Here is a 13,807-nt window from a genome sequence, read left to right on the forward strand (position 1 = left end):
GAATGAGAGAACAATATCCGTGCGTAAAATTTTAGTCACCAATGCCCTTCCTTATGCCAATGGTCCTATCCATATGGGTCACTTACTCGGTTATATCCAAGCAGATATTTGGGTTCGTGCGATGCGTGCAATGGGTCATGACGTGACTTACGTATGTGCGGATGATGCTCATGGTACAGCGATCATGTTACGTGCTGAAGCAAACGGCATCAGTCCTGAAGCGCAAATTGCCAATGTTCAAAAAGAACACATTCGTGATTTCGACGGTTTTGGTGTGCATTTTGATCATTATGATTCAACACATAGTGATGCAAACAAAGCACGTGCATCTGAGATTTACATCAAAAACCGTGAAGCAGGCAATATCGCTGTTCGCCCTGTCACACAATTATTTGATCCTGAAAAAGGCATGTTCCTTTCTGACCGTTTCATTAAAGGCACGTGCCCAAAATGTAAATCGGAAGATCAATACGGCGATGCGTGTGAAGTTTGTGGCACAACTTACAATGCAACTGAATTATTGAACCCACGCTCAACTTTGAGCGGTGCAACGCCTGTCGAGAAATCATCAGACCATTACTTCTTTAAACTTCCAAATTTCTCAGAATACTTACAGAAATGGACGCGTGACCAAGGTCGTCTACCTGTTTCGATTGCCAACAAACTAGATGAGTGGTTTGAAGCAGGTTTATCAGATTGGGATATTTCGCGTGATGCGCCTTATTTCGGTTTTGAAATTCCAGATGCACCAAACAAATATTTCTATGTTTGGGTCGATGCACCGATTGGTTATATGTCGAGTTTTGAAAACTACATCAAAACCAAACGCCCAGATCTAAGTTTTGATGACTTTTGGAAAAAAGACAGCGACAAAGAAGTCTATCACTTCATCGGTAAAGACATCGTTTACTTTCACGCACTGTTCTGGCCTGCAATGCTTGAAGGTGCAAACTACCGCACGCCATCAGGTTTGTTCGTGAATGGTTTCTTGACCGTGAACGGTCAAAAAATGTCGAAATCTCGCGGTACATTCATCAAAGCTGAAACTTATTTACAGCACTTGAATCCTGAATATTTACGCTACTACTTTGCGTCTAAGCTGTCTGACAAAGTTGAAGATTCAGATTTGAACTTGGATGACTTCGTTCAGAAAGTGAATTCTGACCTTGTGGGTAAAGTGGTGAATATTGCCAGCCGTTGTGCAAAATTCATTAATAGCAATTTCAATAATACTTTGTCGAATACATGCGCTGAGCCTGAATTGGTTCAAAGCTTTATTGATGCAGGCGATTCAATTGCGCAAGCCTATGAGGCACGTGAATTCTCTGCTGCTATCCGTGAAATCATGGCGCTTGCGGACAAAGCGAATCAATATATTGATGAGAAAAAACCGTGGGCACTTGCCAAGCAAGAAGGTCAAGAACAACAAGTTCATGACGTTTGCTCAGTGGGTATTAACTTATTCCGTCAGCTTGCGATTTACTTGGCCCCTGTTCTTCCAACACTTGCGACTCAAGTACAAACTTTCTTACAACTTGAAAGTTTTGACTTTGCATCTCGTCAGAAAATCCTCGTTGCACATGAAATTGCTCAATTCCAACCGCTTATGCAGCGTGTTGATGCCAAAGCTGTTGCTGCGATGGTAGATGCATCTAAAGACTCATTAGCTGCTGCGGCAGAAGCGCCAAAAGTGGAAAAGAAAAAAGAGAAGAAAGCCGAGAAAAAGCCTGAACCTAAAGTAGGTGAAGCTGAAATTATTGGTATTGAAGACTTTATGAAAGTTGACCTACGTGTAGCTGAAGTTTTAGAAGCTTCAACTGTCGAAGGTTCGGATAAGTTGCTTCAACTCACTTTAAATGTAGGTGAAGCTGAGCCACGTAATGTATTTAGTGGTATTCGTGAGTTTTATCAGCCAGAAGACTTAAAAGGCAAATTGGTAGTGATGGTCGCAAACCTTGCACCGCGTAAGATGCGTTTTGGTATTTCTAACGGTATGGTCCTTGCCGCAGGTAATGGCGAAGGTGTTTGGGTGATTTCACCTGAATCGGGCGCTAAAGCTGGTGATAAAGTTTCTTAATTTAATTCAATAAAGAACGGGCTTCTTTTGAAGCCTGTTTTTATATATTATGATTATTTAAGGCTTTATCAATATGCCAACATAATCTCTCAAATGAATGATTATCTAAAGCTCGTTGTCCTGTTAACATCGAACTAAAAAAAACTGGTATTTCTCTATACTCTTCCAACCTCATTACGTGATAACCTTTTTCATCATCAAAACTAATGCTATCTTTATATATTTCTTCTTTAAAAATTTTAGAGGCATATGCATTTGCAACAACTATTAATTTTGGTTTTATTAAATTAATCAATGCTTTAAACAGTTCTATTTGTTCTTTTGCAAATGAATTTAATATCTTTTGATCATTTTTTTCATAAATTAAATCCTTAAATTTAGCTTGAGATGTTATTCTTATCAGAAATAAATCTAGATGTTCCCATTCTAATAACTCATCATGTTTTCGATTACGTTTTAAATATTCCACAATATCTTGAAATTTTTGAAAATATGAATATTTCGTTTTTAAAGTTATTTTATCAGTTTTTTTTAAAGAATCATCAAATTCTATGATCTGCTTTATATTATCATCATCTATTTTTCTCCAGTCATTAAATAGTGGGATCAATTGACTAGCATTTAATTTTAAAAATGATTCATTATAAGAAGGGTTCAAACCAACAAATAAAATTGTATTCTTTTTCACTCCTAAATTTGAAGTATAAAAAAGTGGACAACGTATAGTTAAATCATCACCTCCATCTTCATTTAGCTTAGCCCAAAGCTCCAATATCTTTTTATTAATACTATTACTCACACCCAACCTCAATAAATAAAAACACAAAATTTCAAAAAATTATAATTTAAATTAAATATATAATTTTTATATAAAAATATTACCAACAAACCCCACTATACTATATAAAATATTGAAGCTATATACAACTAATGAAAAAACCTTTCTCTTATGCTAAAAAATAGACAATTCAACTAAATTTGAGAAGTTTTACCAATGAATAAAATCCTCCTATCAGCTTTGATCAGTACAAGTCTTCTTAGTCTTACAACATTTGCCGCTATCCCTCCCCAAACTTCAATCCAAGCACAAAAACAAGTCGCTGGTTACTACCAATATCAAGCAGGTGACATACAAATCACTGCCCTACTCGATGGCACTAACTTTATGTCACCAAGCTTGTTTAAAGATATATCGCCACAACAAGTCCAAGAAATCTTAAAAAAATACTATGCTGATCAAGACAAAGGCGTGCAAACCTCGATTAATGCTTTTCTCGTCAATACTGGCAAATCAATGGTTTTAGTCGATAGCGGTGCAGAAAGTTGTTTCGGTGCGCATCTTGGTTCTATTTTGAAAAACCTAGTTGCTTCAGGATATAAACCTGAACAGGTCGATACGATTTTACTCACTCATTTACACCCAGATCATGTTTGTGGCATTAGTCAAAAAGGCACTGCCAATTTTCCTAATGCAACCGTATACGTATCAAATGATGAAGCCAATTATTGGTTAGATCCAAAACAAGTAGCAAAACTACCAAAAGACAAACAAGCCAACTACTTAGGTACAGTCGAAAAGATCAAAGAAGCTATTGCACCCTATCAAGCCAAGCAACGTTTCAAGACCTTCAAGCTCGGTGATGAAATCCAAGGTTTTAAAGTCATCAACACGGCAGGACATACACCGGGGCACTACAGTTATGAGTTAAAAACTAAAGACCAAAGCGTAGTATTCATCGGCGATATTGTTCATTCTCATACTGTGCAATTTGATAAACCTGAAACGGCGATCGAATATGATATTGATCCGAAAAAAGCAATACAAACCCGTTTAAAACAATTTGCGAATTTTGCAAAAAATGGCCAAACCATTGCTGCACCACATTTACCATTTCCGGGTATTGGGCATATTTACTCAGCAGATCAGAAAAGCTATCAATGGATTCCCGTACATTTTAAAGATTAATAACCATCAGCATGTGTTGCCCGTCAATGCATGCTTTTACCGAACTAAAACAAAAATTAAAATGACTTAAATTTACAACGGACAATAATGTCCGTTAAATTTAGCTAAATTATCTATGAATCCCCAAAATGATCAAACGTCAGCAACGTGCGATTCAAAATCGTGATGAATTGCTCCATGCCGCAGAAGAGATTTTTCGAATCCATGGCGTGCATGTTCCTTTACAAATCATCATTGACCACGCAGGTGTGGGACGTGCAACGTTTTATCGTAATTTTGCTGACCGTAAAGCATTGATTGTGGCATTACTCGAACAAGCCATGACCAGACTCGAAGATCATGTGCAAGCTTTACAGGCTTTTGATGATGGCTTTCTTCGCTTAATCGAAAGCTATGTTGAACAAGTTCCCCATCTCATTGTCCTTATTGATTACTGGCGTATTGTTGATCGTCATGACCCAATCATGTTAAACATTTATGCACGGCGTGATAAAGCACTACAACCACTAATTAACCAAGCCATAGAACATAAACTGTGCCGTCCTGATCTTACACCACAAGATTTTTCTATGATTGTGGGAATCTTAGGTTCCTCATTTCAGGGACATAATGCCGCTGATCAAGTTCAGCTAGCCAAACGAGCAATAGAATTATTATTAAACGGCATTAAAATTTAGTTCGAGGATCATATGGATAAAAGCCCTCGCTACCTTGAAACTCCACCAGATTGGTCTGCTGAAGAGCGTCCCACACTCCCGGGTTCGCCCGCAGCAATTGCTCATGCCACACCGAAACGTTTCGCTTATTTTTTTATTGGCTTGTTTATCTGTATTGCTGCCAGCTTAAGTAACGGTTTTGTGATTGCGAACTTATCTATTTTCCAAGGTGAATATGGTTTAACCCCTTCTCAAGCGGCATGGCTCCCTGCGGCCTATGTGATGGCAAATGTCAGCGCCAATTTAATTTTATTTAAAGCACGTCAACAATACGGTCTACGCCTATTTTCTGAGATCGGTCTGCTGGTTTTTATTGGTGTGTTGATTCTCCATCTCATCGTACAGACTTATGAAATGGCATTGATTGTCCGTTTTATTGCAGGTCTTGCAGCTGCACCATTAAGTTCGCTTGGGATGTATTACACCATGCAGGCATTTGGTAAAGCTGATTTAGCGAAAGGCATTTATCTGGCTTTTGGTTTTCAGCAGCTCGGTCTGCCGCTGGCATGGATGATTTCCCCCTTTCTCTTAAGTGCTAATCAATGGGATGTAATTTATACCTTTGAACTGGGATTGGCCATTTGCTGCTTTGCCATGGTGGTTGCACTCAAATTACCTCGAAGTCTGCGTCTTGCTGTTTTTGAAAAGCAAGATTTCTTTACCTTTGCCTTACTAGCGCCAGGTTTTGCTTGCTTATGTATTGTTCTCACGCAAGGCCCTATTCTTTGGTGGTTTGATAGTCCTTGGCTGGCTTATGTGTTAATTATCGGCTTTTGCCTGATTGTCTTAGGCTTAACTTATGAGCATTATCGTGCCAATCCTCTGATTATGACGCGCTGGCTTGCAACAAGCGACCTGCTTACGTTTATCTTTAGTGCATTTGCCTTACGTCTGTTGATGTCAGAACAAAGCTATGCGGCTGTTAATTTTCTAAAAACTATGGGAATGGGACCTGACCAATTTGTTCCGCTTTATAGCGTCATCTTTTGTGGGACCATTGCAGGCTCAGTCTTTAGTGCATTGACCTTTCATAAAGATCGCCTGATTTTGAATTTGTTTTTGGCAGAGTTTCTAATCTCAGTCGCATGTATCTTGGATTATCACCTAACCAGTGATGTACGTCCTGCGAACTTCTATCGAAGTCAGTTTCTTGTTAGTTTTGCTGGTGGCGTGTTTATTGGTCCTTTGTTGTTGATGGGCTTTGTACGTACTTTACAACGTGGTCCACAATATGTTGTTACCTTTGTTGTGCTATTCACAGCCACCCAGAATTTTGGAGGTTTAGTGGGTTCATCCTTTTTCAACACTTACCAACAACAGCATACCTATGATTATAAAGTCGAAATTAATAGTCATTTAAACCCAACTGACCCAGCTGTTGCCCAACGCATACAAAGTTATGAACATAGTGCCATGTTAAATACAACCGATCCTGTTTTGCAAAATAAACAAGCGATGCAAAACTTGAATCAAGTTGTGACCCGCGAAGCACAAGTTCGCGCCTATAACGATGTGATTGTACTCAATGGTATTTTCGCGATTATTCTCTTGATATGGGGCTTATTTAAATATGCCCGCGAGAAATATAAAACGATAAAAAATAGATCCCTACCAAGCACTTCGAGTTAAACATTTGATTGAGAAAATATTATGGCAGAAGAAACCAAAGATAATATCGAAAAGCAGACTCAGGAAAGTCCAGCGATAAATGCTGAAACCCCTCCTCAGTCTAGCAATACAACTCAAGCTGCTGAGATGCCACCGCCTCCTCCGCCAGCAAGTAAGTTGATCAAAACCAAGCGTTCAACCTTATGGTGGATGCTGTTGGTTTTATTAGTAGGTATTACCATCATCTTATGGGCATGGAAAATTGGCCCCTTTCATACAGCGATTGAGCAGACTGACAACAGTTATATCAAAGGGAAAACCACGATATTGTCCTCTCAAATCAATGGTTATATCAAAGATGTATTGGTCAAAGATTTTGATCATGTGAAACGAGGTCAAGTGTTGATGCATATCGATGCAACAACCTATGATCAAAAAGTTACACAAGCGGTTTCAGGTGTAGAACAAGCTCAAAATAGCCTTGCCAATCAAACTCAAGCCATCGCACAGCGCCAAGCCGATGTTGTAGCGGCACAAGCCAAGCTTGATCAGGTCAAAGCGCAATATGATTTATCACTGGCACAACTGAAACGTTATCAACAATTAGGCAATAGTGGCGCAGCATCCAAATCTGAGCAAGATAAGGCCGCAGCCGATGCACAAAACAATCTTGCGTTACTCAAACAAGCCCAAGCCAATATTCTAGTGGCACAAGAGGCTTTAAAAACAGCACAAGTGGCAGAAGCAGGTTTAAAAGCACAGGTCAACAGCGCGCAAGCACAACTGGATCAAGCCAATACCACCAAAGATTACAGCACCATAGTCGCACCACTGGACGGTCAACTCGGTGAAGTGAATCCTCGTGTCGGTCAATATGTTGCCGCAGGTTCACAATTACTTTACTTGATCCCACAACAAACATGGGTGATCGCTAACTTTAAAGAAACACAGATTGCCAATATGAAAATAGGTCAGAAAGCTTCTTTCACTGTTGATGCCATGAAACATCAAAAATTTACAGGGCGTGTTGAACAAATCTCTCCTGCAGCTGGATCAGAATTCAGTGTATTGAAACCTGATAATGCAACAGGTAATTTCACCAAAGTGGTTCAACGAATTGCCGTTCGTATTGCGATTGATCCTGATCAAGAAGGTATCGAAAATTTACGTCCTGGCATGTCCGTGGTGACATCAGTGGATACCGATTCTTAAGCCATACTGACATTCTCAATCAAATCCATTTACAATGTGATCAAATCCATTTTTAACTTACCAAAATGTTTGATCACATTGCTTTTCCTACACCCTATCAAACATTGGATCTGCCTTATCCAGTTCAACTGACGGTAAAACGACTTGACCTGATTCATCCTCAAATTTCAGGCAATAAATTTTTTAAACTGAAATACAACTTACGTGCAGCCCATCAACAAGGCTATAAGCAAGTGCTCACTTTTGGTGGAGCTTACTCCAATCATATCGCAGCAACGGCGTATGCGGCCCAATGTTTTGGCTTTCAAAGTATAGGCATCATTCGAGGTGAAGAACTCGCGTCTCAAATATTAAATTCAACGCTACAAACAGCACAAGATTTTGGTATGCAACTGCATTTTGTTAGTCGAGCTGAATATCGCCTACGCCATGAAGCTGAGTATTTACAACAATTAAGACAACATTATCCACAGGCTTTTATCATCCCTGAAGGCGGAACAAATGAACTTGCAATACAAGGAACAAAAGAAATATTGTCTGCGGGGGATAGAGAAAATTATGATGTCATTTGTTGTGCTGTGGGGACTGGTGGCACAATCGCAGGACTGATTGAAAGCAGTTCAGATCAGCAACAGGTTTTAGGATTTTCTGCACTCAAAGGTGATTTCCTCAAATCAGAAATTCAACAATGGACGGATAAGCAAAATTGGTCTTTAACCGACGCTTATTGTTGCGGTGGCTATGCCAAAACCACACCTGAATTGCTGCAATTTATGCAGGACTTTGAGCAGAAATATGCAATCCCTTTAGAGCAGGTCTATACCGCTAAAATGATGATGGGATTGTTTGATTTAATACGGCAATATCATTTTCCTACTGATACCCGTATTTTGGCGATTCATACTGGCGGACTACAAGGAAAACTGAAAACATATTAAATACTGCATAAATCTTTTATAATTGCCCGCTTTTCGTCGATCGAGTAATGTCCATGGTTCATCAAGTTGATGTTGTTGTTTTAGGTGCTGGCGCATCTGGCTTGATGTTGGCTGCTGAAGCAGGTAAACGTGGACGTTCAGTTGTGGTTCTCGAAAAAGCCAATAAGGTAGGCAAAAAGATTTTAATGTCTGGTGGCGGTAAATGTAACTTTACCAATCTTGATGTAGAGCCATCCAATTATCTTTCAGAAAACCCGCATTTCGTGATTTCAGCACTCACCCGCTACACCAACTGGGACTTTATTGGTTTAGTCTGTGAATACGGAATTGAATACGAAGAGCGTAAACATGGTCAGCTCTTCACGCTGAAAGGCTCTAAAGAAATTCTTGAGTTATTACTTTCAGAATGTGATAAAGCAAAGCATGTTCAGATCCAAACCCATTGTGAAGTTGAGCACGTTCAATCAAAAGCAGATACAGGTTTTATCATTGAAACCAATCAAGGCACATATCACTGTGAATCTTTGGTGGTTGCCACAGGCGGCTTATCGATTCCAACCTTAGGCGGTTCAGGTTTTGGTTATGAGCTTGCCAAACAATTTGGACATCATGTGTTCCCGGCCCGTGCAGGCCTCGTTCCATTTACCTTTTCTGATCAATTCAAAGAAGTCACAACCCGTCTGAGTGGCAATGCTTTAGATGCCACACTCATAAATGATCGTCATCAATTTACTGAGGCCTTGTTATTTACCCATCGTGGCTTAAGTGGGCCAAGTTCATTACAACTTTCTAACTATTGGCATGTCGGTGAAAGTTTTAAAATTGATTTCTTTCCAAACCAAGATTTTAGTCAATTTTTCAAAGATAAGAAAAAAGCACAACCGAAAGTTCTACTCAGAACGTTGCTCAGTGAGTTCACAGCCAAAAGCATTGTTCTCGAATTACAGCAACTCATTTGGGCCGAACATAGTGAAATTGCAATTGGAAATATCAGCGACGCTCAACTCGAATACATCGCCACCCAACTACATGCATTTACAGTCAAACCCTCAGGCACTGAAGGTTACCGCACCGCAGAGGTCACGCTCGGTGGTGTAGACACAACCGAAATCTCCTCTAAAACCATGGAGAGTAAAAAACAAAAAGGCTTATATTTTATTGGTGAAGTCTTGGATGTTACAGGACATCTAGGAGGATATAACTTTCAATGGGCATGGTCGTCAGCACAAGCCGCAGCGCAATTTGTATAATCCTCATTTGTGCAAAGCATGGATGAGCCAAATACCAATACTTTAGCTCAAAGCAACCGCTTTATCAGCGTTCATCCCGTTTGGCATCATCTAAATTTGATTTTTTATGAGTATTTGACTGTGACTGTTGCTTTTCATTATTTGCTTTTGCAAATACAAATTTATAAGCACTCGCTAAGAACCCAACAGTAATCCCAGCAATGATAATAGGTGCGAATACTCGATTTGGCCTCTTCACTTCATTCTCCTATCGATTTTTTATTTAGAGACGATTGATATTAGGGGTTTGTTGCTATTTTCATCCTATCTTTCAATGAGAACTATCTCTCGTAAGGTGAAATATAAACAGACCTTATATATAAATGAATTGCTTTTTAGGTCATTTTTTTGATTGAAAGCATTCATCATAGTGTAGAAATGTTCTGTTTCCTCTCTATGATAAAGATCAATAGCACAGATATAAACAAAACGACCACCCTGTTAGAGTGGTCGAATTGACTGAAAAAATCAAAGATTATTTTTTCTATTCATCAGAATTTGGTGAAGTTGGCGGTGTTGGATTCACCGGATTCACGGGCTTTTGTTGCTCTTGATGTAAAGGATTTGGTTGTTTTGCTTCATTTTTTGCCTTATCAAGCAAATCCGTCAGCAAACGTTCAGCAGGTTGACGACCGCCTAGACCAAACGCCAAAGCAAATGCAACTGCAACTGAACCTAAAGTTAAACCAAATGCCAAGTTTACAATCGAGTCAGCAATACCCATTGCTTTTAACCCCATTGCGATCACTAAGCCCATAATGAGGATACGAACTAAATTACCTAACCAACGAGAGCTGTTGTATTCACCACGTTGTACAACGTTCGCAACCACATTTGCAAGCCAGAAACCGATCACAAGGATCACAGCACCTAACAAAATACTTGCACCGAATTGGATGAACATCGCAATCAGAACGCTCACTTGCTCCAGACCAAGTCGATTTGCAGCTTCAGAAACTGCAAATAGCATTGTGAAGAATACGATCAAATATCCAATAATATCAGACACACGTGTTTGACCAAGGAAGCGCTGTAAATCCAGCTTCATTGGAACTTCATCAACACCAGCCCCAGAAATCAGTTCAGCGACTAATCGTCCAACAAAGCGAGAAACGACATAAGCTACGATTAAAATCAATGCTGCAGCAATGATTTGTGGTATAGCAAGCATAATGTCATTCAACATTGCAGTTGCAGGTTGTGAAATAGCTTCTATGCCCAACGCTTCAAAAGCAACAATCAAACTAGTAATGATAATGATGGCAAAAACAAATGAACCTAAGAATCTAGAAACATTTGAATTTTTAAACAATCCAACTTTTTGTGCTTGTGCTTGTAAGCCAAGACTATTGCTCAAACCTTCCACGATACCGCGTACAATTTTTGCCAGAATATAACCAATAAAGATGATTACACCTGCAATAAATAGATTAGGTAAATATGAAATCGCATCATTTACCATATTCTGTACAGGGATCAACAAGCCAGTTAAGCCCAGAATCGAAAGCACAATCGGTAAGAATAGTAATAATACAAGCCAGTAAAAGATCTCACCTATATTACTACTCAGTGAGCTCACACCCACCTCACTGCTCAGCTTTTCATCCCATTCTGTTTTCGCAAGTACTTTGGTTAAACCTGCTTGCACTAAACGAGCTACGATCCAGCCGATGAAACCTACAGCAACTGCAGCCAATAGATTTGGTAAATAAGCGAGTACACGCCCCACCATATTACTAAATGGATCACTCACACCACTAATGTTGAGGATATTCAAGGCCCCGACAACCGCAAGGATCATCACAAACCAGAAAACAAGCTTGGATATTAGACTTTCAATATTTGAGTTCTGTCCTGTCGCGGAAGAGAGTCGATTATTGGTATCCAGCTTTTGTAGTAACTTCTTTACGCCAGCAGCAATGACCAACGCCACAATCCAACCGACTAGTAAAATGACGATTGCAGCTAAAATAGGCTGAAACTGATCCCAGTAGTACATGGCATCGAATCCTCCTCGTTGGGAGGGGTCTCTAAAAAAATCATTCATGTTGTTATCCTTATGTCATGTTTTTACATGTTGTACGATCCACTCATGATCACTCAGTGAGTAAGCAAATAATTTATGGATGCTTTCACCTTAGTTTTTGTCTATTTTCCAATCAATGAATCGCATCACTAATACAACAAAAAATCCGCAAAATATTGCAAAAAAGCCTATTGATTCACATCAACAGGCTTTTCCCATTATCAAACTTGGTCTATAAGAAACTGCTTATGCATTTAAAATTACCGACTGCAAATGTGACATAATCACTTGGGCAGTGGGTTTCGCCGAATGATCAGCAACCATAAATACAAGCAGTGCGATTAAAAAGATTCCCACAATAATCAAAATATAAACGGGTAATCTTCTCTTCTTGGTAATTTCTTCTTTACTCGCCACATGAGGCTGTGGCTTACTAAAATCATGCATGATAGCAGCCCTCATCCTTTTTACTGTTCAACTTTATATTAACAATACGCAATGTTGCATTGTGTGAAGAAGATTCGGACTATCGTTGCCCTAGTTGCATAACTCTACTTTATATTTCAATATACTTTGTATAAAATATAGGCGCTTTAGCAATACTATAAAATAAGCTATAATACTTGCCCTCATTTCCACACTGTTCTGCTTTATGTCCTACAGTCAACAAAGCGTTTCTCTTGAATTGGACACTGATGTTAGCCATCAATGTTTTTTGCATCACACTCGTGATGAACATTTGATTGGTATTATTGAATTTAATAAGCCGAGCTACATTTTAAAATGGGGTGATCTTGAATATTTCCGTCGTCGTACCGATGAATTTTCAGTCATGCCTTTACCTGACTGTATCAATGCCATGATTATTGATATTCGCAATGTGCAACCTTTTTTAGATAATGAAGTTCCAATTGTACCTTGGCGCTTACTTGAAGAAGACTGCCCAATCAGGCTTGTGGTACCGCAAGAACGTTTAGCCCATTATACAGGTGTGTTTGAACCGACATGGTTAAGCACTGACATCGATACCGCAATTCAAGAAATTCGTGAATTTATGGATATGCTTGTTCATTAACACATATCCTATTCAACTTATTTTTCTCGGTTGGTTACCAATAATTCTCAACCGCAATATTCCCCTCTCCACGACGATTCATGGTTAGCCCACGCTGTTTTAATGCTTCTTTGGTATCATCCACCATTTGCGGATTGCCACACAACATGACATGGCTAGTTTCTGGATTAAATTCCAATCCAACAACTTTTTCGAGCTGACCATTGGCAATTAAAATCGGTAATCGATCATGCAATTTGGCGTTTGGATCACGGGTAATAATAGGTACAAACTGAAAACCCAAATGCCCTTCACCAAAGGTTGCTGCAATCTCCTGAATACGTTCAACATACGCCAATTCTGAAGCGGTACGAACACTATAAACGAGATTGATATGCTGATATTTATTCCACGTTTCAAAATCTTGCAACATCGATAAAAATGGTGCTAATCCTGTACCCGTAGCCAATAACCACAAATCTTTTGGTAATGGCTGCTGATAACGTGCAAGTGTTAAATAACCATAAGATATCTTTTCAAGATAGAGCTCATCACCTACTTTTAGATGCTGTAAGTTTGAGGTAAATGCCCCATCAGGGACAACAATTGAAAAGAACTCCAAAGTTTCATCAAATGGCGATGACACAACTGAATAAGCACGAACCACCAATTCACCATCCACCATTAAACCAATACGCGCAAACTGACCTGCGGTAAACTTAAAATGGGCTGGACGAGTCATAGTAAAACTAAATAGAGTATTGGTCCAACGATGAACCGATAAAACTTTTTCTACGCTAAATTTTTCAATTGACATGATTTGAACGTGGCACGAAACAGTGTGCTCATGGTAGCATGATCTGATTATTTATAAATACTCTAGAGTCTGCTAAATATAGACTCTCAATACGTTAAGGCTTT

The 13,807-nt window shown here is 39.2% G+C and carries 13 protein-coding genes; 8 read left to right on the forward strand and 5 right to left on the reverse strand.

Annotated features, from left to right (window positions below):
- The first annotated feature begins 19 nt into the window (after nucleotides 1-19).
- A complete protein-coding gene (metG, locus tag DS737_RS12260; protein WP_113997647.1) occupies nucleotides 20-2,077 on the forward strand; it encodes a methionine--tRNA ligase in 2,058 nt (685 codons plus the stop codon).
- Between the two features lie 40 nt (nucleotides 2,078-2,117).
- Here the strand turns inward: metG and DS737_RS12265 are convergent, their stop codons facing one another.
- Nucleotides 2,118-2,876 carry a hypothetical protein gene (locus DS737_RS12265; RefSeq protein ID WP_113997648.1) on the reverse strand — a complete coding sequence of 253 codons (759 nt, stop codon included), beginning with the start codon at nucleotides 2,874-2,876 and terminating at the stop codon, nucleotides 2,118-2,120.
- Nucleotides 2,877-3,071: 195 nt separating this feature from the next.
- Between DS737_RS12265 and DS737_RS12270 the strand changes: the two genes are divergently transcribed.
- From DS737_RS12270 to DS737_RS12295, 6 genes are all read left to right on the forward strand, one after another.
- Complete coding sequence (locus tag DS737_RS12270) at nucleotides 3,072-4,043, forward strand: MBL fold metallo-hydrolase (RefSeq protein WP_113997649.1); 972 nt, start codon at nucleotides 3,072-3,074, stop codon at nucleotides 4,041-4,043.
- A 128-nt stretch (nucleotides 4,044-4,171) separates the two neighbouring features.
- Entirely contained in the window at nucleotides 4,172-4,720 is a 549-nt protein-coding gene (locus DS737_RS12275; protein ID WP_113997650.1) for a TetR/AcrR family transcriptional regulator, read from the forward strand.
- Between the two features lie 12 nt (nucleotides 4,721-4,732).
- Nucleotides 4,733-6,388 carry an MFS transporter gene (locus DS737_RS12280; protein WP_113997651.1) on the forward strand — a complete coding sequence of 552 codons (1,656 nt, stop codon included), beginning with the start codon at nucleotides 4,733-4,735 and terminating at the stop codon, nucleotides 6,386-6,388.
- A 126-nt stretch (nucleotides 6,389-6,514) separates the two neighbouring features.
- Entirely contained in the window at nucleotides 6,515-7,579 is a 1,065-nt protein-coding gene (locus tag DS737_RS12285; RefSeq protein ID WP_227553791.1) for an HlyD family secretion protein, read from the forward strand.
- A 65-nt stretch (nucleotides 7,580-7,644) separates the two neighbouring features.
- Entirely contained in the window at nucleotides 7,645-8,517 is an 873-nt protein-coding gene (locus DS737_RS12290; RefSeq protein WP_113997653.1) for a 1-aminocyclopropane-1-carboxylate deaminase/D-cysteine desulfhydrase, read from the forward strand.
- A gap of 47 nt (nucleotides 8,518-8,564) precedes the next feature.
- Entirely contained in the window at nucleotides 8,565-9,767 is a 1,203-nt protein-coding gene (locus DS737_RS12295; RefSeq protein ID WP_171287593.1) for a BaiN/RdsA family NAD(P)/FAD-dependent oxidoreductase, read from the forward strand.
- A gap of 64 nt (nucleotides 9,768-9,831) precedes the next feature.
- Here DS737_RS12295 and DS737_RS16195 read toward each other — a convergent pair whose 3' ends face one another.
- The 3 genes from DS737_RS16195 to DS737_RS12305 form a co-directional block, all read right to left on the reverse strand.
- Nucleotides 9,832-10,005, reverse strand: a complete 174-nt coding sequence (locus DS737_RS16195; RefSeq protein ID WP_004638069.1) for a hypothetical protein — start codon at nucleotides 10,003-10,005, stop codon at nucleotides 9,832-9,834.
- A 285-nt stretch (nucleotides 10,006-10,290) separates the two neighbouring features.
- Nucleotides 10,291-11,853, reverse strand: a complete 1,563-nt coding sequence (locus tag DS737_RS12300) for a mechanosensitive ion channel (RefSeq protein WP_113997655.1) — start codon at nucleotides 11,851-11,853, stop codon at nucleotides 10,291-10,293.
- Nucleotides 11,854-12,078: 225 nt separating this feature from the next.
- Nucleotides 12,079-12,279, reverse strand: coding sequence for a hypothetical protein (locus DS737_RS12305; protein ID WP_005081354.1), 201 nt, complete (start codon nucleotides 12,277-12,279; stop codon nucleotides 12,079-12,081).
- Nucleotides 12,280-12,484: 205 nt separating this feature from the next.
- On the opposite strand from DS737_RS12305, the gene DS737_RS12310 reads away from it, so the two are divergent.
- On the forward strand, nucleotides 12,485-12,907 hold the full coding sequence (locus DS737_RS12310; RefSeq protein WP_004638066.1) for a hypothetical protein: 423 nt from the start codon (nucleotides 12,485-12,487) through the stop codon (nucleotides 12,905-12,907).
- A gap of 34 nt (nucleotides 12,908-12,941) precedes the next feature.
- Here DS737_RS12310 and DS737_RS12315 read toward each other — a convergent pair whose 3' ends face one another.
- Entirely contained in the window at nucleotides 12,942-13,703 is a 762-nt protein-coding gene (locus DS737_RS12315) for a ferredoxin--NADP reductase (protein ID WP_113997656.1), read from the reverse strand.
- Nucleotides 13,704-13,807 lie beyond the last annotated feature (104 nt).

It is taken from the genome of Acinetobacter haemolyticus, from assembly GCF_003323815.1.
GTDB classification, from domain to species: Bacteria; Pseudomonadota; Gammaproteobacteria; order Pseudomonadales; family Moraxellaceae; genus Acinetobacter; species Acinetobacter haemolyticus.

Bases quoted from the DNA above. Each gene is read 5' to 3' on its own strand.
- DS737_RS12270 (WP_113997649.1), top strand. From the start codon at position 3,072: ATGAATAAAATCCTCCTATCAGCTTTGATCAGTACAAGTCTTCTTAGT.
- DS737_RS12275 (WP_113997650.1), top strand. From the start codon at position 4,172: ATGATCAAACGTCAGCAACGTGCGATTCAAAATCGTGATGAATTGCTC.
- DS737_RS12280 (WP_113997651.1), top strand. From the start codon at position 4,733: ATGGATAAAAGCCCTCGCTACCTTGAAACTCCACCAGATTGGTCTGCT.
- DS737_RS12285 (WP_227553791.1), top strand. From the start codon at position 6,515: ATGCCACCGCCTCCTCCGCCAGCAAGTAAGTTGATCAAAACCAAGCGT.
- DS737_RS12290 (WP_113997653.1), top strand. From the start codon at position 7,645: ATGTTTGATCACATTGCTTTTCCTACACCCTATCAAACATTGGATCTG.
- DS737_RS12295 (WP_171287593.1), top strand. From the start codon at position 8,565: ATGTCCATGGTTCATCAAGTTGATGTTGTTGTTTTAGGTGCTGGCGCA.
- DS737_RS12300 (WP_113997655.1), bottom strand. From the start codon at position 11,853: ATGAATGATTTTTTTAGAGACCCCTCCCAACGAGGAGGATTCGATGCC.
- DS737_RS12305 (WP_005081354.1), bottom strand. From the start codon at position 12,279: ATGCATGATTTTAGTAAGCCACAGCCTCATGTGGCGAGTAAAGAAGAA.
- DS737_RS12310 (WP_004638066.1), top strand. From the start codon at position 12,485: ATGTCCTACAGTCAACAAAGCGTTTCTCTTGAATTGGACACTGATGTT.
- DS737_RS12315 (WP_113997656.1), bottom strand. From the start codon at position 13,703: ATGTCAATTGAAAAATTTAGCGTAGAAAAAGTTTTATCGGTTCATCGT.